The sequence below is a fragment of the Fusibacter paucivorans genome (genome assembly GCF_018390735.1).
Lineage (GTDB): Bacteria > Bacillota > Clostridia > Peptostreptococcales > Acidaminobacteraceae > Fusibacter > Fusibacter paucivorans.
The window spans coordinates 26,591-45,889 of the sequence record NZ_JAHBCL010000009.1; the positions used below are offsets into that span (position 1 = coordinate 26,591).

Genomic DNA, 19,299 nt, shown 5'->3' on the forward strand with positions numbered 1-19,299 from the left:
CAAAAAGCAAATAGGCCCACATTTCAGAGCCTATCACATCATAGAATGCTTTTTTAAAGCGAAACCCATATGATTACAGATCATCTGCAATGTTTCGCTGCAAACCATTTCCCATGAATTGCTGCTGCGCTTCGGCCTGCTGTCTTTTCCTAATCTCAGCATTGTACGCGCCAGCAGAAATGGTTCCTTCAGAAAGCATTTTGCTCAATTCGTATTCAGAGTAATTCGACAAATCGGATGTATCATCTTCAGATGTTGTTCCCGTCACCGCAGATGTTGTTCCCGTCACCGCAGACGTGTCCATCGCCATAGCCATCGAGACGCCTTTTGCACTCAGTTCAAGCAAGTCACCGTCTGACAGCACCGTCACAGTTGACGTCCCATCCACCGCTGTGCTTGCAATCGCTGCGTTTTCTTCTGATATTGCTGTTGATAGTGATTCTTTATCAACTGCCGTTTTGTCATCACTATTTTGCCCCGCTTCTGTGTTTCTTTCAAGTTCTGCATTCATTTGATTTGCAGCTGTCGCCGAATTGAATTGATTAATCCCCGATAATGCTGTCATTATCAGCACCTCCTACTCATCATCAAGTTCTGTTCACGACCCCGCACGCTATCACGTTTCAATTAAAAAAAGGTGAGCACATTCTTTCTCTCTTGCGTTCACCTTCATTATACACAAAATTTTCACCGCCAAACCATTGAGCCTCTATATTGCCTCATTAGCGTGTATTTTGTCGCCCTTCCACATAACTGATCCCAGCCATGCCCAGCGTACCCACGACGGCAAAGGCACCAACCAGCCACCAAACACTATAAATATCCGTGTAATCGATGTATCGGCCAATGACTGCCGTTCCCAAGATCGCACCAATGGAAAAACTTAAATTCGTCACGGCATTAAAGCGTGCTCTAAAATTTTGTGGTGTATGATTGGTAATATAAACGCCAAAATTGACGGCATTAATAATCTCACCAAGCGTCCAAATGACTGTTGAAAGATAAAAAAGCGGCAAATATCGAATCAAGCCAATCATGCCAAATCCCAACACATAGGTCAAACCGCTGAAAGCCATATTGGTTATCGGCCTGAATTGCTGAGAAAAACGCGTCGCCGCAATAGTGAGGAGAATAACCGTAATCGCATTTAAGCTCATCAGCGATCCAAAAATAGGCGCGCCGCTTTCACCATAGAGCGCCTCCATCATGAGCGGCAGCGAAAAACCGGTCTGTACATAACTCGCACTGAAAAAGATATTAAATACCAAAAATACCAGGAGCAGTGGTCGTTTTATCAAGACTGTAAAAATATTGCCTTCCTCGTGCTTTTCAGCTTCTGAATGGGCAATTGTCTCCTTCTCATCCGGCATGGATTCAGAAACCAGTCGACTAACCAGAACGACGGCGACAAACGATGTAATCGCATCACCCAAAAAAATCATAAACAACATATGGTTAAAGAGAAACCCCGCAACAATTGGTCCAAGTGCCACGCCAATATTAATCCCCAAATAAGAAAGCGAAAAGCCGCGCTGGCGATCTTCCGGCGGCAGGACATCCGCTAGAATGGCGCCAATAATCGGGCGAACAGCGCCATTAAAAAAAGCGGATGCCATAATAAGACCAATCATCACGGGTTGATCATACACAAATGTACAAATAAACAGCGAAATACCTGCCAACGCCTGTGCAACTAAATACGTTCGCTTGCGTCCCCAGTGATCGGCCGCCTTTCCGCCAATGAAGCTCCCTGGAATCGCAACAAGTGTTGTCATCATGACAATGGTACCGGTATAGGTGATACTATAGTTAAACTGCGACGTTAGAAAAAATGTCAGAAAAGGTCTGACAAAATCACCAAAGCGATTGATAATCTGCGCGATAAAAATCACATAAACCGCTTGAGGGAGCCCTCTATAGGTGTCAAAGCGCTTCAATATCCCCATTTCATCACCCCTTGAAAATAATATAGTAATACCTTACCATCAGGGTTATGAGAAGTCACGTAGAATCACTTTGATCGGATATTAAGTTAACGTCACATTTAGCGGATACCGGACTGTCTTCAACTAGCGGAAAAGCGCTTCCCGAATTCAGAACAATTCGCTTCGCCTATATTGTCGGGTTCGCCATTGATCATCAGTCCCGTTTCAAATAGTTTTGCCCCAATGTGTTCGACATCTTCTTCCCAAACACGCATCCATTCGCCATCACCCCAGCCATATGAGCCAAATAGTGCCACTTTTTTACCGCTGAGCTTTGCTTTGACCGATTCATAGAAAGGTTCAAACTCTGTTTCTTCCAGTACCTCATCCCCCATTGACGGACAACCGAGGGCAATGTGTTCATATGATTCCAGTGCTATTGAGGCATCTTCCGAAATATTGACAACAACGGGTTCTGCGCCGGCTTCACGAACCCCCTTTGCTATAGCATCGGCCATTAATGCCGTATTTCCCGTGCCGGACCAGTAAAGTATTGCAATCTTTTCCATCTTACACTCCTTGTTATGCTGATTTAATAATTTCAGTCAACTTCGTGCCATGCTGCAAATGTCGCAACAATTCATCACGAACAGCGGTAAAAGTATTGAAGCGCTGTTTTGCATCGTCGACATCACCATATACTTTCCAATAACCACAATATTTACAGTGCTTTCCCTTATGCTCAATAAAGCCTCTCACATCTGTCATTGGATAGCCAAGAAAAACGCCTACTTCATGCGGGAAATCTGTTTCTTTCCTCATGCGATGTTTTAAAATGGTTAGCTTTTCTGTGACTGAATGATCATTTGTATAGCCCCTTGATGCTAAAAAAGCGGACACTTCAGCATCTGCCAATACCATTTCAAGTCGCTTTTCATCATAGACGAGCGTTAGCGTTCGCTTTGAGCAAGACCGCATTTTCAGCATTTTAATCCCCCGCGACAGCAATGTTTCAGTTAATTCGCAGTCATCATCAGTCGTATTATCAGTTTCGTGAAGGATTAGATTGGACGGCTTCAGACCATAGAGCGTCGGTGCACAATAATAAGCTAAAAGAAAATCGATCTGCAAGAGCACCTCCATCAATTGAGAATTATTTTCATTTACAAGATAAATGATAATTCTTCTCAATTACTTTGTCAATCCCTTACTGTTATTTTTTCAACAATAAATAACACCGTTTCGATGAATTTCGACGCCATCAAATTTCGCCAATGACGCTTAACCGTTGAAACATCTCAAAAAGCATCATCTTCTTAATTTCAAAAAAGTCGACATTCACCCAATGGGATCATGCCGACTTTTCATTTCACTAAAATTCATTTTTATGCTGTGCAGGTAACTGCAAGTTTATGAAATCGCTTTTACTTCTTCAACAGCAGAAGCGTTTTTAACATCTTTATAGTTTAGATAACTGGCGCCAACGATGATGATAATCCCCACTGTGCTTAACAAATCTGGGTAAGTCCCCCATATGAACAATGCCAAAACGGCACTGAAAATAATATTGGCATAGGCATAGATCGACACTTCAGATGCCTTCGCATGATGGTAGGCACTCGTTAAAAACACTTGCCCACCCATTGCACTGAGTCCTGTCATGAGCAGAAAGATAAATTCACGAAGCGTAAGCCACTTAAAGTCCAAAATAGTTGGAATAAGCATCGCAACCGTTGAAAAAAAAGAAAAGAAAAATACCACTGTTGCCGGTTCCTCGTAAGTTCGAAGTTTACTGACAAAGGCATAGGCCATCCCTGCAAAAATTGAGGAAAGAAACACGACGAGTGTCGGGATCAGCACTTCTGGAGCCGACGGCTTTGAAACAATGATCACGCCTGCCAGTGCTATGATCATATAGATGACTTGCGAAGATCGAATTTTCTCTTTCAAAAGAAAGACGGCAAAAATCAATACCCAGAACTGTGAGAGCTTCTGAATAGTACTTGCCGTTGCAACATCCATACGCTCAAGTGCATAGAACATCGTGACGACGCCGCCAATACCACAAACACTCCTTCCAATAAGGAAAGGTAGACTTTTCAAGCTTCCCAGGGGCCTAACCTTATTTTTACGGACAATATAATAGGCAAAAAAAATTGAAAAGAAGTTTCGGAAAAAAACCTTTTCAAATATTGGCACATCGTTTCCTGCCAGTTTTACTGAAATACTCATAAGCGCGAAGAAAAATGCCGAAATGAGCATGTATATAATCGCACGTACTTTTTCTTTTTCCCCATTGTCGTCTTTTTTCATATCTGTTTCAATCTCTGAAACCATTTTCATCTGATTTTTCATCATAAATGCCTTTCTACTTCGATCGCGTCATCAAAAAAATATGGAACGCCCCGTTAAAAGCAAACGGGGCGATTCTTATTTGAAAATATACTCAAGTTTACTGTGGTGATTTGTCACTTCCGTCGCTGCAAGTTCTGCATTGCGCGATTTAATGGCATCTAAAATCCGACCATGTTCATCTAAAGTCGCTTGAATGCGACCTTCGCGATTTAATGACTGATATCTGGATATTCTCAATAAATCTTGAAAGTGCTTTAAAATCGATTCTAGCTGCGGACTGTTTAATGTTTGATAGATCGTTTCGTGAAAAGAAGTATTCAGATCGAAGACCTTATCCACGTCCGCCTTCTTCGTATAAAATGCCATCAGATCATAAATATCTTCCAGCTTTTCGACATCATCTGACGACATTCTATCAATTGCAAATCGAATCGCAACATCTTCAATACTCTGCCGCATTGCACATAAATCTTTAACGTCCTGATCTGAAATGCCGACAACCACAGCTCCTCGATTGGGAATACTGTCAATCAGCCCCTCTAGCTCTAATTGCTTTAGCGCTTCTCTAACCGGCGTCCTACTGATGTCCATCTCTTTCGCGATCTTGATCTCATTGAGCTTGTAACCCTTGGGATATAGACCATTGACGATATCATTCCTCAACTTTTGAAAAACGACATCTGAAAGAGAGCGCCCTTTTGCCTTTTCCGAATAGATGCTCATTGCACGTATCCTTTCATGTGAAAACGATTTGAGGCACCATCGCCTCATTTAATTGTATTTTTTCAAACACATTATTTCACATTGTTCGGGATTTTACAATGCCTAATTTTAAGTTGTATGCCTTTTTACTTTAAAATATTCACCTTTTTAAGAAATTCGATACTTTTTGCGAAAAGCAGTCGGCGTCATCTGATTATAATGCTTAAAAAAACGGCTGAAATAATTACTGTCTCTGAGTCCTGTTTGAAAGGCAATTTCCCCGACACTGAGCTCAGTTGTCAGCAACAACTGCCGCGCCTTAGCAATTCGCACTTGATTCAAAAAATCTATGGGCGTATAGTGCATAACACCCTTAAATAATCTCGAATAGTGAATCGCACTAACCTTTGTCATCTCTGCCAAAATATCCAGTGTAATGCGCTCCTGATAACGAAAAGTCATCAATGACACCGTAGGCTTTAACTGACTCAACGTATGCTTGTAAGTTTTATAGGCACCCTGATCGGGATACTTTGTCTTGACCTGTCTGAGCAATTCAACGAGCATCAGTCGGGTTGCGCTTTCTACGGCTTCGACATTGCCGGCTCGCCATCCCGCTTCAACGGTCATTAAAAAGGGCAACGCCCGCGTGCTGAGTACCGGATCCCTTTTCAGAAAATAACGACGCTGATGAAACATATGATTTAAAAATTTCTGCTGTATATCGGCTAGATTATCCGTCAGCGAAAACAAATCAATTTGATACAGCACAAAACTTACAGATGCTGTTATCCGCTCTGCACTATGCACCTCATTCGGATTGACGACGACAATATCGCCAGATTTGACGTGAACGGTTTCGTCAATAATCGTAAGCATCATCTCGCCTTCAAGCATGCGATAAAATTCCATCTGATGATGCCAGTGCGGCAAAAAAAGAATACCGGGCAACTCATTGGTCACTTGTTCAATTTTGATTGAAGCGTATCTCAGCTTACCTTCAATACTTATTTCGTACAAATCAATCTCCAAATGCTATTGATTTGTACATCATATCACAACCCGCAGCGTCTTGCTACTCAAAATTGAAAAAGGTTTTCATTCTCAAACACCTTCACTTCGATTAACGATCATAATCCCAATGGCAATCAACAACAGCGCAATCCATACGGCAGTCGTATCGAATATCCCGGCTTCTGCCAATAAAATATCTGAAAAAATGACACCAAAAATCGGCGTTGTAAAACCGAAGACTGCGACGCTAGAAACGGGATATGCCTTGAGCAGCAGGCTCCAAATCACATAGGCAATTGCGGAGACGCCGCTCAAATAGCCTAAAACCCCAATACTCTGCGCCGTCTGTAAGGTTACTGTACCGCCGAAGATATTACCGGCGGCAAGCATAACGATGCCACCAACAATAAATTGATAAGTCGCCAGCAATACAGGGCTTGAAGTTTTGCCAAACCGTTTCATGAGATTCGTTGAGATCGCATAAGAAATCGTCGCCATAAAAACCAAGCCCTCTCCTAACCAGTGCATCCCTGTGAGCATATTGAAATCATGCAAATGAACCCATAATATGCCAAAGAAGCCCAGCAAACAGCCGATCACTTTTGGTGCTGTCAATTTTTCATTGTGAAAAACCAGTGATGAAATCATCACGGCGACAAAGACATTGCCTCCTGCGATAATAGAGGCCCCCGTTCCGGAAGTTTTTGAAACACCAATGTAAAAAAAAGTATATTGCAGCACGGTTTGAAAAAGGCTGATCCATAAAATCGGCTGCCAGTCCTGTCGTTTTGGCAAACCTATTTTGCGAACCGTCATCACCCATAACAATGCACCTGCCAAAACAAACCTGAGCCCGGCATAATAAATATACTGCCACACACTGCCGTCTGTCATGCCCGAAAGCGCATATCCCCATTTCACAACGGGGAATGCACTCCCCCAAAGCGCACAGCAAAAGGATGCCAATACTGCCAAGATCCCCATGCGCTTTATCTCTGCTCTTTTGGAAGCCATTTACATCCTCCTAGACAATCAACTGAAGATTATCAATGCCCAAATAGGTTCCAAATTTATAGCCTGCACCTTCAATGCGTCCACAATGCTTAAATCCAAAATCCAAGTGAAATCGAATACTCCCCTCATTCGATGATGTAATGACAGAAACAATGGTGTGAATGGCTTCACACTGTCTTGCATATGCAATCACATGTGCCATAAGCTTTTTCCCAATACCGGTTCCCCGCAGAGTCTTCGTCACATAGATGGAGAGTTCGACCGTCGCCGCAAAAGCCTGATGCTCTCTATATCTGGAAAGTGCCGCAAATCCAACTGCCTTACCACCCTCATCATAGACAAAAATCTTGTGATAATCCTGATGCGCCTGATACCACGCCTGCATAACGGCATCTGTCTTCGGTTCAATATCAAAGACCACCGTGGTATTGAGAATAGCCTCATTGTAAATTTCCTTAATTGCCGGCAGATCACTTGCCATCACTTCTCTAATCATCACTTTCCTCCTGTTGCTTGCGAAATTGCATCATTCAAACTTAAATCCTTTTACGGCAATAGGCACTATTTTCCCAGTACGATCATTCAACTTCATCGTTGTGAAGGATCAACGAAAGGAATGATACAATATTTGCATGTCATATATTATGCATAAATACTATAACCCGTCCAAACTGTCACTGTCATTTGACAAGGACTATTTTTGAACATATTATTAGTATATATTTATATTAATTGATGAGAAAAAGAAAGTACAGCAACCATTTTCTATCATTTGTTATAAATAATATTTATAATAAATGATTCCTTACTGACCACGACCTTTCATTTCATTTGAAGACAGGAGCCATAAGATGACATTACAGCAATGCCGCTACGTTGTCGCCATTTCTGAACATAAGACCATTAACCGTGCAGCAAAGGCACTATTCGTTACACAGCCAACCATTTCAAAAGCGATTAGTGAATTGGAGCTCGAGTTGGGAATTCACATCCTCAACCGGAACAATAAAGGCATTACATTCACCGAAGCCGGACGCGACGTCCTTTTCTACGCCAGTATGCTGCTGGAACAGGCTTCCGCCATGTCTGCCCATTTCAAAGCGAAGCAAACACGTCAATTGCTTCAATTCAGCATTACTTCTCAGCACTATACTTTTGCCGTGGAAGCACTTGCAATTCTAGTGAAACGATTAGCAGCGCCGCAGTACTACGAAATCAATTTTCGTGAAGATAAGAGTACCACTGTTATTACCGACGTTGCAGACGGCATCAGCGAGCTCGGCATTATCGCTTTAACCGACAATAACCGCCTGTTTCTCGAACGGATCATGAAACGCAAAGCACTTTCATTTCATGCACTCGGCAGCACCATACAGCACGTTTATCTAAATGCCAAGCACCCGCTTGCAAAACAGTGCACCATTACGCTCGAAGCGTTAAAGCCTTACACGCGCTATACCTATAAAAAAGATGATCTTCCTCAAACTTTTACAGAAGAGGGCAATCATCTTAAATATGCCGAAAAAATTGTTTACTTAAATGATCGTGCCACCATGGATAAACTGTTGGCAGAAACCGACGGCTACAATATCGGCACAGGCTGCCTCGCCAGAGATCCTTATCAGCATCAGCTGCGCGTCATCCCACTCTTTGACGGCTGCGAGATGACCATCGGCTATGTAACACGTCGCGATGTGTCATTGCCGAATTATCTGTCCAATTATGTGAATGCACTTCAAGCAGCTGTTATTGAATCACTCCCAAGTGATATTACTCCGGTTGATACTGATTTAAAAAACTGAGAATTTCAGCCGGCGTATCCGCGAAGTACACACCGCCTGCATCTTCAAGCTGTTTACGATCGCGAAACCCCCACGTTACGAGAACACATGGTAAATTAGCGCGTTTTGCCGTCTCCAAATCCACCTCGGAATCGCCAATATACACAGCGCGCTCCCGATCGGCATCCAATGCTTGTATCGCCAGAAAAACCGAATCGGGATCCGGCTTCTTTCGATAAGCAGCCTGTTGACCAATGGCGACATCAATCATCGTTTCGAAATAAGCTTCATAAAGCGGCTTCACGGCTTCTTGATGCTTATTGGACACAATGGCCATTTTGTACCCATCCGCTTTTAACTTTTCCAACAGCTCGGCAATACCGGGATAAAGAACCGTTTTGTTTTGACAATTGTGATCATAATGCGCTTTATAAACAGACAGAACCTTTTGAACAACCGCATCATCAACACCATTGCCGATGCTTCGACGAATCAGCTGTTCTGCACCATTCCCGACAAACGTCCTAATCTCCTCCAAGGTTCGTACGGGAAATCCCTCTGCTGACAGTGCCGCATTGACGCTGTCTGCTAAATCCTCTAACGTATCCAAAAGCGTACCATCAAGGTCAAAGATTACCGTATTGATCCAACTCATTTCAATCTCCTCATTTTTAATAAACATCGCCGCTTAGACGTTGTTTCGTATGCTTGTTATTGGAATATTCTTCTTTCCGCGAGTTTATCACTTCATCTGCTGACAGCACTATTTAATAAAGTCCTTAAGTGCCGTTAAATGGCGATTAAAATCATTCTCCCCTTGCTGATAAAGCGCTTTTAGCTTTTCAACATCTTTTTCAAGACGATCTACTTTTACCAGTTCCTCCGGTCGAATGACGTAGACAGTTCCCTCTGCGGACATGCGTTCAATGAGCGCCAGCGTTTGATTATAACGTTCATGACGCTGCATCATGGCATCAACCAACTTAGGATAATGACGGTATTTCGCCTTGATCAAGTTTCGAAACGCCTGCGGCTTCTTTCGATAAGCTGCATCACGCGTCAATACAACCACATGTTTTTGGTTGCCGTCTCTTATGGATTTTTCCAGCGGAATTGGATCTGAAACCCCACCATCCAACAGCATTTTCCCTTGGACATCAACCATTGGCGCAATCATCGGCAGTGACGATGAGGCCTTGAGAATATCAAATCCCTGTTTAAAATCCTCTTTTTCAAAATAGACCGGCATCCCGGTTTGACAGTCCGTCGTCCCTACGATAAAACGACAATCTGCCGCTTCAAATGCCTGATAGTCAAAAGACACGTGCTGATTCGGAATTTCGTCAAAGATAAAATGCATTCCAAAGTATGATTTTTCTCTTAAAAGATTTCTAAGGCTCATATACCGCCAATCGTTGACATAAGCCGTATTGACAATAAAATTCCTTCCCTTTTGCTTTGCAATATATGATACGGCATTGCATGCGCCGGCCGAAACGCCGATCACATATGGAAACATCATTTGCTGTGCCAGCAAGCCATCCAGTACACCACATGTGTACAGCCCGCGCATACCGCCGCCTTCCAGTACCAGTCCAACATCGCTTCGCATGATGTCACCTCCCAGATGTAAATGTACTAACTGATTAAAAAAATTAATGCGATTGCTGCTCAAAAATTTGTTGTTAAAAGGTTGGTCTATTGTTTTATTTTTCCGTTAAAGTACCAATGATTTCAGGCTCTGCAAACAATGCCGTCGCCCCGCCGGTATGTAAAAATACCACATTTGAACCCGGTTCGATCTTACCGCTTTCCACATAGTCAATCAATCCCGAGAACGCCTTTCCTGAATAGACAGGATCTGTTAAGATGCCTTCTGCTCGTGCTAGTCGACGAATGGCTTCATTGCCCATTTCACTTGGTTTTTCATAACCGGGTGCATAATAATGATCATCTACAAAAATCGCATTTTCAGGCACTGCGTGGTCAATCCCTATATGTTCAAGTGCCATCGTCGCAAGCGATGCAACCGTTTTGCAGTAATCATCATTTTTAACCCCGACGGCGATACCGATAATTTTAGTTTCTTCCCCTAAGTAATGATTGGCACCGCTTAATCCCGCCAGCGTCCCGCCAGTGCCGGATGCCAAAAAGATATAGTCCATGTTCTGACCAATGGCACGCATTTGCTGCTGTATCTCCAAATACCCGCCGATGTAAGCACTGCTACCGACCGGTGTTGCCCCACCTGTTGGAATAACATAAGCTTTTCTGCCTTCTGATTCGAGTTCCGCCACTTTTTCTGCAGCAGCAACCCGCGAACGCTCAACGCCAATTGACATATCCTCGCCATTGGAAGGTTCTATATGAAGCTCAGCACCAAATATTTTATCCAGTAATAAATTGGCGCGCATCTCAGGCGAATCGTTTTCGACGAGATCCACTAAGTATAAGATCGGATGCAGACCGCAAATACGTGCAGCCGTCGCCGTTTGCATCGCATGGTTGGACTGCGTTGCACCAAAGGTGATCACCGTATCACACCCCTTCATCACCGCGTCACCCATTAAATATTCCAGTTTTCGAATTTTATTGCCGCCAAATGTATTGGCACCCGTAAAATCGTCGCGTTTTATATAAATGTTTACGCCGAGACTATTCGATAACTTATCCAGTCGATACAGCGGCGTTGGGAAAAAACCGAGCGGCTGATGAGGTTGTGCCGTTAATTTTTGATAAAGCAGTTCATTTTTTTTCATCATTATCCTCCAATTGTGCACAGCAGTATTTTGCCACTTGGCGTTATTTTCTATCATGCCATGTGATTCTGCCGCACTTATTAGTGCATTATCCGTGTTCTTAAATTATATCGCTTTAAGGGTTCACCTTCAATGCAAAGTGCGATACTATATTAAACATAATTAGGCATAAATATTAACGCCGCAACAACCAGCATCCCATTCTTGATAACAGCGCTGTCACAAGCAGCAATCACAAAGCTTAAAAACACCTGAAGCCATCGCTTTGATTACGCACGTTGACGACTCACTCATTATACAAGGAGGCTATATGAAAGTTCTCATCATTGGCAATGAAGCCCGTTATCGGCAGTATATGCCGCATGCAGACTATCTCCCCGCATTCGATATCGTATACCAGCCGCGTGATGCATCCCTCACGGATCTCTTAGCTGCGGGAAGCGATGCAGATGCCATTGCCGTCGATCCCACTGTACAGCTCCCTGAAGGCCTCATTAACAAGATGCCTCACTTAAAAATAATTCAATCAGAAGGCGTCGGTTATAATGGCATTGACATCGACACCGCCCATGATCGCGGTATCTACGTCTGTAATCAAAAAGGTGCCAATGCCCCAGCCGTCGCAGAGCAGACAATCCTGCTCATGCTTGCTTTGCTTAGGCAGTTCGTTCTTGGAGACCGTACCGTTCGAAACGGCGGTCAGCTCGCGATGAAAGAACGCCTCATGATTGAAGGAATCAGAGAAATGGCTGACTGCCGCGTTGGGTATATCGGTTTTGGCGATATTGCAAAAGCAACGACCGATCGCCTTAAGCCCTTTGGCTGCCAGCAATTTTATCACACGCCAAACCGCAAGGCGTCAGCCGTTGAAAAGCAATATGCTGTCGCCTATCTCACGCAAGATCAACTGATTGCAACCTGTGATTTTGTCGTGATACTCTGTCCGCTTAACGAATCGACACGTGGTATGGTCAACGCTTCTTTTTTGAGCAAAATGAAACCTGATGCATTTCTCATTAATACAGCCAGAGGGGAAATCGTTGATAATCAGGCCCTTTACGATGCCATTTTTTCAGAAACAATCGCCGGCGCCGGCCTGGATACAATTTCACCAATCCCCGTCCCCAAAGACCACATCCTTTTTAAACTGCCGTCGCCTTATGCCGATCGGCTCATTGTCTCGCCGCATATCGGCGGTGTTACCATGCGCTTTTTTCAAGACGCGCATCAGCGTAATTGGCTCAATATTTATAAAGCTTTGAACGGTGAAATGCCTGACAATATCGTCAATGGTCTTTAGTTTTCTAAAACCGCAAAACTGTATCACAATAAAAAAAACCGCTGTAAAGTCGCTACTGTGAAACGAGAACACTTAAACGTTTTCACACCCTTACAGCGGTTTTTAAATGAGGAAATTACATATCGCCTGTCGCTTTGTCTTGTCCGGCACCACGCCAGCCTTTGCCCATACCCATGCCTCTGCCGCCGCATCTTCTGCCGCGTCCAGAGCCACCTCGGGAAAATTGTCGACTGTCACTATTGCAGCTGCCCATTCCCTTTCCGGTCATCGGTCCTTCACCATTTGGTCCTGTTCCATCTCTTCTTGGCATATCATCACCTCCGTTTCGGTCATATGCTCTAAATAAAGTATAAGGCCTTTATGGGCATATGTCAATAACTTTTTTAAAAAAATTCCTTGTATCTTTTAACGGTTTATGTTATTCTAAAATTAGACCACATGGTCTATTCTGAAAAGGAGGCTTTTCATGTTGAAAAAAAATAAGTGGACCCTGCTCTTCACCTTTTTATCAATTGCGTTTATCATCGCTATGGCGCTATCGGATTCTCTGTTCGTCTGGGCTTTTGAACGACATCACAATGTACTCAGTTGGTATATTCGGCCGCTTTTTATGATGCCGTTTTGCTTCTTCGCCTATCGCCGAAATGGTGCCGGCATTGCCGTAACCATTTTTTTGCTGCTCACCAGTATGTTCTGGTTTCCAAAACCTGAGACGACTTCAGAAACAGTAGCCGCTTTTCTGGCTATGGAACAGCAATACCTTACCGCTCATTGGTCCCTTTCGAAAATAGCCGTCAGCATGCTGGTACCGATTACCATGTCTGCCCTCGCCTATGCATTCTGGCAGCGCAGCCTCAAAATAGGTCTGGTCATCGTTGTGCTCATCGCCTTCCTAAAAATTTTATGGAGTGTTGTCGAAGGCGGCAATTCCGGCTTATCCATCCTTGTCCCCGCATTGCTTGGCCTTGGCATCTGCATCATCGCCATACTAATTTTCATAAAGTTTCAGCGCCGTAACGACGATAAGGCGACACATTGATTCTAACCGCTTATCATGATATAATTTGATATTTCATAGACAAGATGATAAAACAGATCAAACGGGAGATTGCCATGGCAGCAAAATCATTTACAAAACGCGAACAGCTTATCGCAGCAGCACTTGCCGAATTTTCAACAACGGATTATGAAAGTGCTTCACTCAATCAAATTATTAAAACATCCGGCATTAGCAAAGGTGTCTTCTACTATCATTTTGAAAACAAAGAAGCACTCTATCTCGCACTGCTCGATGAAGCCAATCGCCAAAAATGGACATTTATCAATGCCCAAACCGAAAACAACGCTCCCATTTATGAAAATTTGGACCTCTTTGACCGATTTCTCTATCAAGCCAAAATGGGGATTGCTTTCGCCAATGAACATCCACAGTATCACTTGCTCTCTGTAAGGCTGACAAAAGAAAAGGGCAATCCCATCTACGAACGCGCCATTCACCATATCGGATCAGACGGCAACGCTGCACTCACCAAGCTCATTAACGAGGCCATTGCGCACGGCGAATTGCGTCCCGATTTTGACGAAGCGTTTATTCATCGATTGATTACCCATCTATTTCAAAGTTTTTATGATATTTTTGAAGCAGAACACACCAATGTGCTCCAAATACAATTAGAACACTATGTCGACTTTATGCGCAACGGCCTTTCTTCTCATTCATCCGGCTCATGATGATTATTCGCAAACAATGTATCCAGCAACACCGGCTTCGACATATAATAGCCTTGATACAGCTCCGCCTCAGCACCTTTAACAAAACGGTACTGCAATTCTGTCTCGACACCTTCCACGACAATGCGAATGCCAATTTCTTTTCCCATACGAATAATGGCTTTGATAATCTTGCCGTCATCGGTTTCCGGATAGTCTTTGATAAATAGCCTGTCAATCTTAAGCTCATCCGCATTGATTTCTTTTAAATAGGCCAGTGAAGAATAGCCGGATCCAAAATCGTCAATGGCTATTTCTATGCCCGCCAAATGCAGCTGCTCAATAATCATGTTGGCAACGGCAATATTATCCATCAATGTCGTTTCAATAATTTCAAAACAGAATTGATAATTTTGGAGTTCTGCATTTCGAATCATCTCAATCAGTTCCATCATGATCACGCTGTTGGTAAACTCAATACTGGACAAGTTAATTGAAATTCTCAAAGGTTCTCCATCAGACCGCCTCGGATTAAGACGTTCCAAATCATCAATCACTTTTTCGAGTACGCGCTTCCCAAGTCTCAAAATTTCTTTCGTATCTTCTAAAAGCGGTACAAACTTATTTGGCGATACGATGCCGAGCTCAGAACTCTGCCATCTGACGAGCGCCTCGACACCTTCTATTTCATTGGTCTCAAAATTTACCTGCGGCTGATAAAGAACATAGTACTCATCTTCATCAAAAGCGTGCAGCAGGGCTTTTCGGATACTCATATCTTCTTTAACATAATTGTATATCTGATCCGTATAGACCAGATAATTGCTGCGTTTCAGCTTAAGCAACGCTTCCAGCGCAATTAGTGCATTGCCGACAATCGTGCCGCCACGCGCATCATTATCGCCTCTGCACGCGACACCGGCGTGAAACTTGACACTGAAGCTACTGAGATTCATATCAAACAGCACTTTTCTTAAAAGCTGTTCCATCCGCTGTATTATTTCTGTGATGTGCTCTTCCGTATCCTTTTCAGAATCCGAGACTTCTGACGCCAGAACCATGAGGTTTGAATGTGGGATAATAAATGTGTTTTCCGGCATCATGGCATTGAGTATCGTACTGCTCTTTCGGACAAAATTGCCTTGTATCGACTGATTGGCCTCAAGCATCGCTCCCAGCCGATCTTTTACTTGAAGTGCAACAACCATGTATTTTGCACTTCCTTCAAACCGCTCGTCAAGATAGCTTCCCACGCGTTCAATTTCGTCATCTGTTATAAAAGAACTCGTAATATCCTTGTCGGCTGCTGACAGCTGTAGATTTGAGTTTAGCTTAGGATTGGCATAGATCCCAATATAATATCGAATTTCATTATGACGGTTTCGCACGGCTTTAATCAGTAAGTGCTTGCGTATCATATGCCCGCGCTTTGTCCGATTCCAGACGTTGCCGTCCCACAGATCCGTTTCCTCATCCTTCGAAAATGTGATGCGATTATCGCTAAAGAATTGCCGAATGGGTTTTCCAAGTATTTCAGCCAATGTGAAACCGAATATCTCTTCAAAAATACTGTTGCAATATTGAATCGTCAGCTTTTCATCTAAAATCACAATGCCGTCATGAGAATTATTGGAAATATATGCGGATACCAACAGCATCATGTTTTGCTGATTTTTCGTATTAAATAGAACCGCAAGGCTAAAGGTAAGAATAAAAACCAGAAGATCCAATGCTAAAAGAACCGTGTAAAAATGATTCAAGAACAGATTTTCATTTTCAAGCGCTTTTTGTATGTCGAGCGCCGTCATTAGATACCATGTATTTTCCGGAAAATCAAAAACATAGTGTTCTTCACTAAAAATAGGCAGTTCTTCATACATATAGAGGACATCATCCTCTACCCATGAAACGGTTTCTGCCTGTGAAGTTTGCTTGCGGTTTTCTATTGATGTCAAGATGGATTCGACACTAAATCCAAGTGTTGTTTGATACAAATCACTCATCCGTTCCAGGTTTTCACCTATAAACGACCAGTAGTTATTAGAATCCGCAAGACCAATATCAAACTGTTCTAAGTTAAGTTCTTTGTACTTGCCAATAATAGAAAAAAAACGATCGCCGTCAAAATTAAGCACCAAGATCCCCGCCTCATTGCCAAAACCGTCATAGACCTTTCTGGCAAATCGAATGGTCGGTTCATACGGCACGACAATAACACCGTTTTCAATATTGAGGTCAAAATCCGAAATGTACATTTCGCCTTCTCTCAAATCAAGCGCACTCTGATAGTAATAGCGATCCGCTTTATTTTGAAGGTCTTTCGGCGAGACGCGCTCCACTACTTCGTCCGCTTTCCTTCGGTTAACGCGCACCAATTCGTTGCCATCCATGTCTAGAATCCGTATTTGCGATAAACCATTTCGTCCGCCCGCATACCGATAGAACATATTCTCAAGTTCGTCGCGCGCCAGCTCAGATCGATCGGTGTCCAGATAATTCATCATCGAATACGATGTCTTTAACAAGCCCATGTCATCATATACCGTTTGAAAACTCTCTTTCATAAAGAGTTCACTGACTTTAAGCGCTGTATTTTGTTGATGGTTGTATTTAGCCATCATCTCACGATATGCGATATTATGAATGTATATAATTGCTGCATTTGCGATAAATGTCATCACGAGCGCCATTATGAGTATCATCCATTTAGAACGCTGTGAAAGCCCGTTTGATTTGTAAAAACTCTTCATAAGTTGCCTTTCTCAATATGTATTCGTCCCAGCTTGTCAGCCTCTTGGTCAGTAGACAGATTTAAAGGACTAACAACTAAATCTGTTGACGTTAATCATATGATGCGCCTATATTTGCTTTTATACCTTTTAGGGCGATTTTTACGCATTTTTCTATCCGTTGTCATCAACAAAATAAGGTCTAAAAACAATATCCCTGACTAAAATCTCAAGTGACTTTTCTGCCTTCTTTTGATTTCGAACCCTCGATTCGCATAGACATCAAAAACTGGATGCCGCTTCGTTAATGAAATATTAATCATGAAGGTAATTACCTCAATGAATAGAAAACGCTTACCTCTTCATGTGAGATAAGCGTTTTTGATCAACAGCAGCAATCCGTTTATGATTGCTGCTCAATTAACTGAACTCTTAAGCCATCCGGATCATTTGCAAAGATAAACTTAAGCGCCGGCATCGGCGAATAAACAGTCTCATCAAACGCATCACCCCGTTCGCGCAGCCGCGCCATTGTATCTGCTAACGAATCACAGGTAAAACCAATCGAAATAAACGGCATGTGTTCAATCGCTTCTTCTCCATGATGACACATAAGCTCCAATTCCGTTTTACTTTCACCATCTGTTAAAAAAGCGATCGTCACGCCATCTGTCGGTGAAAAGCGTCGTTCCAGTGTTAACCCGGCAATTTCTGTGTAAAAGGCCAATGACTTCTCTAAATCTTTAACCGTAATCGTCGTCCACGCATACCCCATAAATCCAGCCTCCTTCATGATGTTTTCTAATTTTTTAAGATCAATTGATGATTCTCTACCCTTCTATTTTATCACGCCTGCAAAAGGATGAATATTCACATTTGAAATTGAAACTTCATGCAAAATAATCAATATTTATTTCACAACTAAAATACTGCATGGTATACTGACATAAATGCTTAAACCAAAGGAGAAGGGTCATGTCATTTTTCACCAATATGATTAACTTACAGCTGATGCTCTTTTCTCTAATCGCAGTAGGCGTCTTGACGAAACGTATCGGCATCGTCGATCAGCATGCGCGCAAGGCGCTTTCAAATTTGCTGATTTTTATTATATTGCCATGCAGCATTGTTCAGTCCTTTATTGGTACTGACGATGTCAGCGCATCCTTTCTGATTAGTTGTATCCAGGCCATTGTCCTCTCAATGCTGATTCAGCTCTTTGCCATCAACATCAGCAAAGTAATCTTTGCAAAATTTGACGAAGGCAAGAAGAGCGTACTTTCATACGGCCTCATTACTTCCAATTCGAGTTTCATTGGCATTCCTATTGCCGAATCGCTCTATGGCAGCATGGGCGTGCTTTATACATCCATCTTTCAAATTCCGATCCGCATCACTATGTGGACAGCGGGGTTATCGCTCTTTACAGATGTCAAAAAACGCGATGCCTATCGCAAAGTAATCAAGCATCCGTGTATCATTGCCATCTTTGTTGGCTTTATCCTCATGCTTGCCCCCATTACACTGCCAACTTTTATGACGTCAGCAATTAAGCGAATTAGTCAGTGCAGTATCCCCGTTTCAATGATCGTCATCGGTGCCATTTTATCAGATGCCGATTTGAAAACGCTATTTTCTCCGGCAGTTCTCTTTTTTACAGCGATTCGACTCATCATCTTTCCCGTATCGGTCTATTTTGTACTCATGCCGTTTCATCTTGATCCCTTGCTCGTCAATATTTGCGTCATTATGACCGGGATGCCGGCTGGGAGTACAACCTCTATTCTAGCGGATACCTACAAGGGAGATTCCATGTTTGCCTCTCAAATCACCTTTGTTTCAACACTCTTTTCAATCTTTACCATTCCCATGCTCAGCCTGCTCTTTGCCTAATGGATGCAATCGGCAATCTAAAAAAGCACCTAAATCATCACGTCATCAGCCGCCTTGATAAACGATTTTATAACATTTATCAGGCGGCTGGTTTCGTAGATTGGAAAGGAGCTTTTT

Annotated in this window: 20 protein-coding genes; 5 read left to right on the forward strand and 15 right to left on the reverse strand. The window is 42.9% G+C overall.

Annotated features, from left to right (window positions below; translation table 11 throughout):
• Positions 1–73 precede the first annotated feature (73 nt).
• The 9 genes from KHM83_RS06340 to KHM83_RS06380 form a co-directional block, all read right to left on the reverse strand.
• On the reverse strand, positions 74–565 hold the full coding sequence (locus KHM83_RS06340) for a hypothetical protein (protein ID WP_213236094.1): 492 nt from the start codon (positions 563–565) through the stop codon (positions 74–76).
• 157 nt (positions 566–722) lie between these two features.
• Entirely contained in the window at positions 723–1,946 is a 1,224-nt protein-coding gene (locus KHM83_RS06345) for an MDR family MFS transporter (RefSeq protein ID WP_213236095.1), read from the reverse strand.
• Between the two features lie 119 nt (positions 1,947–2,065).
• Entirely contained in the window at positions 2,066–2,494 is a 429-nt protein-coding gene (locus KHM83_RS06350; RefSeq protein WP_213236096.1) for a flavodoxin, read from the reverse strand.
• 13 nt (positions 2,495–2,507) lie between these two features.
• Positions 2,508–3,056 carry a DUF3793 family protein gene (locus tag KHM83_RS06355; RefSeq protein ID WP_213236097.1) on the reverse strand — a complete coding sequence of 183 codons (549 nt, stop codon included), beginning with the start codon at positions 3,054–3,056 and terminating at the stop codon, positions 2,508–2,510.
• A gap of 279 nt (positions 3,057–3,335) precedes the next feature.
• Positions 3,336–4,283, reverse strand: a complete 948-nt coding sequence (locus KHM83_RS06360) for a DMT family transporter (protein WP_213236098.1) — start codon at positions 4,281–4,283, stop codon at positions 3,336–3,338.
• 72 nt (positions 4,284–4,355) lie between these two features.
• Positions 4,356–5,003 carry a GntR family transcriptional regulator gene (locus tag KHM83_RS06365; protein WP_213236100.1) on the reverse strand — a complete coding sequence of 216 codons (648 nt, stop codon included), beginning with the start codon at positions 5,001–5,003 and terminating at the stop codon, positions 4,356–4,358.
• Between the two features lie 147 nt (positions 5,004–5,150).
• Complete coding sequence (locus tag KHM83_RS06370; RefSeq protein WP_213236102.1) at positions 5,151–6,002, reverse strand: AraC family transcriptional regulator; 852 nt, start codon at positions 6,000–6,002, stop codon at positions 5,151–5,153.
• Positions 6,003–6,086: 84 nt separating this feature from the next.
• Complete coding sequence (locus KHM83_RS06375; RefSeq protein WP_213236104.1) at positions 6,087–7,010, reverse strand: DMT family transporter; 924 nt, start codon at positions 7,008–7,010, stop codon at positions 6,087–6,089.
• Positions 7,011–7,020: 10 nt separating this feature from the next.
• The gene (locus KHM83_RS06380) at positions 7,021–7,506 is read right to left on the reverse strand and encodes a GNAT family N-acetyltransferase (RefSeq protein WP_213236106.1); all 486 of its coding nucleotides are present in this window, start codon (positions 7,504–7,506) and stop codon (positions 7,021–7,023) included.
• 355 nt (positions 7,507–7,861) lie between these two features.
• Here KHM83_RS06380 and KHM83_RS06385 point away from each other — a divergent pair, with 355 nt between their 5' ends.
• Entirely contained in the window at positions 7,862–8,812 is a 951-nt protein-coding gene (locus KHM83_RS06385) for a LysR family transcriptional regulator (protein ID WP_213236108.1), read from the forward strand.
• On the opposite strand, the gene KHM83_RS06390 is transcribed toward KHM83_RS06385, so the two are convergent.
• The 3 genes from KHM83_RS06390 to KHM83_RS06400 form a co-directional block, all read right to left on the reverse strand.
• Entirely contained in the window at positions 8,781–9,446 is a 666-nt protein-coding gene (locus KHM83_RS06390) for an HAD family hydrolase (RefSeq protein WP_213236109.1), read from the reverse strand. The two genes, KHM83_RS06385 and KHM83_RS06390, sit on opposite strands and share 32 nt — an antisense overlap.
• A 108-nt stretch (positions 9,447–9,554) precedes the next feature.
• Positions 9,555–10,403 carry a patatin-like phospholipase family protein gene (locus tag KHM83_RS06395; protein ID WP_213236111.1) on the reverse strand — a complete coding sequence of 283 codons (849 nt, stop codon included), beginning with the start codon at positions 10,401–10,403 and terminating at the stop codon, positions 9,555–9,557.
• Between the two features lie 94 nt (positions 10,404–10,497).
• Positions 10,498–11,550: a 1-aminocyclopropane-1-carboxylate deaminase/D-cysteine desulfhydrase gene (locus KHM83_RS06400; RefSeq protein ID WP_213236113.1), complete on the reverse strand. Its 1,053-nt coding sequence runs from the start codon at positions 11,548–11,550 to the stop codon at positions 10,498–10,500.
• Between the two features lie 310 nt (positions 11,551–11,860).
• Between KHM83_RS06400 and KHM83_RS06405 the strand changes: the two genes are divergently transcribed.
• Entirely contained in the window at positions 11,861–12,850 is a 990-nt protein-coding gene (locus tag KHM83_RS06405; RefSeq protein WP_213236115.1) for an NAD(P)-dependent oxidoreductase, read from the forward strand.
• A 115-nt stretch (positions 12,851–12,965) separates the two neighbouring features.
• Here KHM83_RS06405 and KHM83_RS06410 read toward each other — a convergent pair whose 3' ends face one another.
• The gene (locus KHM83_RS06410; RefSeq protein ID WP_213236116.1) at positions 12,966–13,160 is read right to left on the reverse strand and encodes a DUF5320 domain-containing protein; all 195 of its coding nucleotides are present in this window, start codon (positions 13,158–13,160) and stop codon (positions 12,966–12,968) included.
• A gap of 156 nt (positions 13,161–13,316) precedes the next feature.
• On the opposite strand from KHM83_RS06410, the gene KHM83_RS06415 reads away from it, so the two are divergent.
• Both KHM83_RS06415 and KHM83_RS06420 read left to right on the forward strand, forming a co-directional pair.
• Positions 13,317–13,889, forward strand: a complete 573-nt coding sequence (locus KHM83_RS06415) for a hypothetical protein (RefSeq protein ID WP_213236117.1) — start codon at positions 13,317–13,319, stop codon at positions 13,887–13,889.
• Between the two features lie 74 nt (positions 13,890–13,963).
• The gene (locus KHM83_RS06420) at positions 13,964–14,581 is read left to right on the forward strand and encodes a TetR/AcrR family transcriptional regulator (RefSeq protein WP_213236118.1); all 618 of its coding nucleotides are present in this window, start codon (positions 13,964–13,966) and stop codon (positions 14,579–14,581) included.
• Here KHM83_RS06420 and KHM83_RS06425 read toward each other — a convergent pair.
• The gene (locus KHM83_RS06425; RefSeq protein WP_213236120.1) at positions 14,563–17,310 is read right to left on the reverse strand and encodes an EAL domain-containing protein; all 2,748 of its coding nucleotides are present in this window, start codon (positions 17,308–17,310) and stop codon (positions 14,563–14,565) included. The genes KHM83_RS06420 and KHM83_RS06425 overlap by 19 nt on opposite strands.
• 382 nt (positions 17,311–17,692) lie before the next feature.
• Positions 17,693–18,064 carry a VOC family protein gene (locus KHM83_RS06430; RefSeq protein WP_213236121.1) on the reverse strand — a complete coding sequence of 124 codons (372 nt, stop codon included), beginning with the start codon at positions 18,062–18,064 and terminating at the stop codon, positions 17,693–17,695.
• 200 nt (positions 18,065–18,264) lie between these two features.
• Here KHM83_RS06430 and KHM83_RS06435 point away from each other — a divergent pair, with 200 nt between their 5' ends.
• On the forward strand, positions 18,265–19,182 hold the full coding sequence (locus KHM83_RS06435; protein ID WP_213236123.1) for an AEC family transporter: 918 nt from the start codon (positions 18,265–18,267) through the stop codon (positions 19,180–19,182).
• The last annotated feature ends 117 nt before the right edge of the window (positions 19,183–19,299 follow it).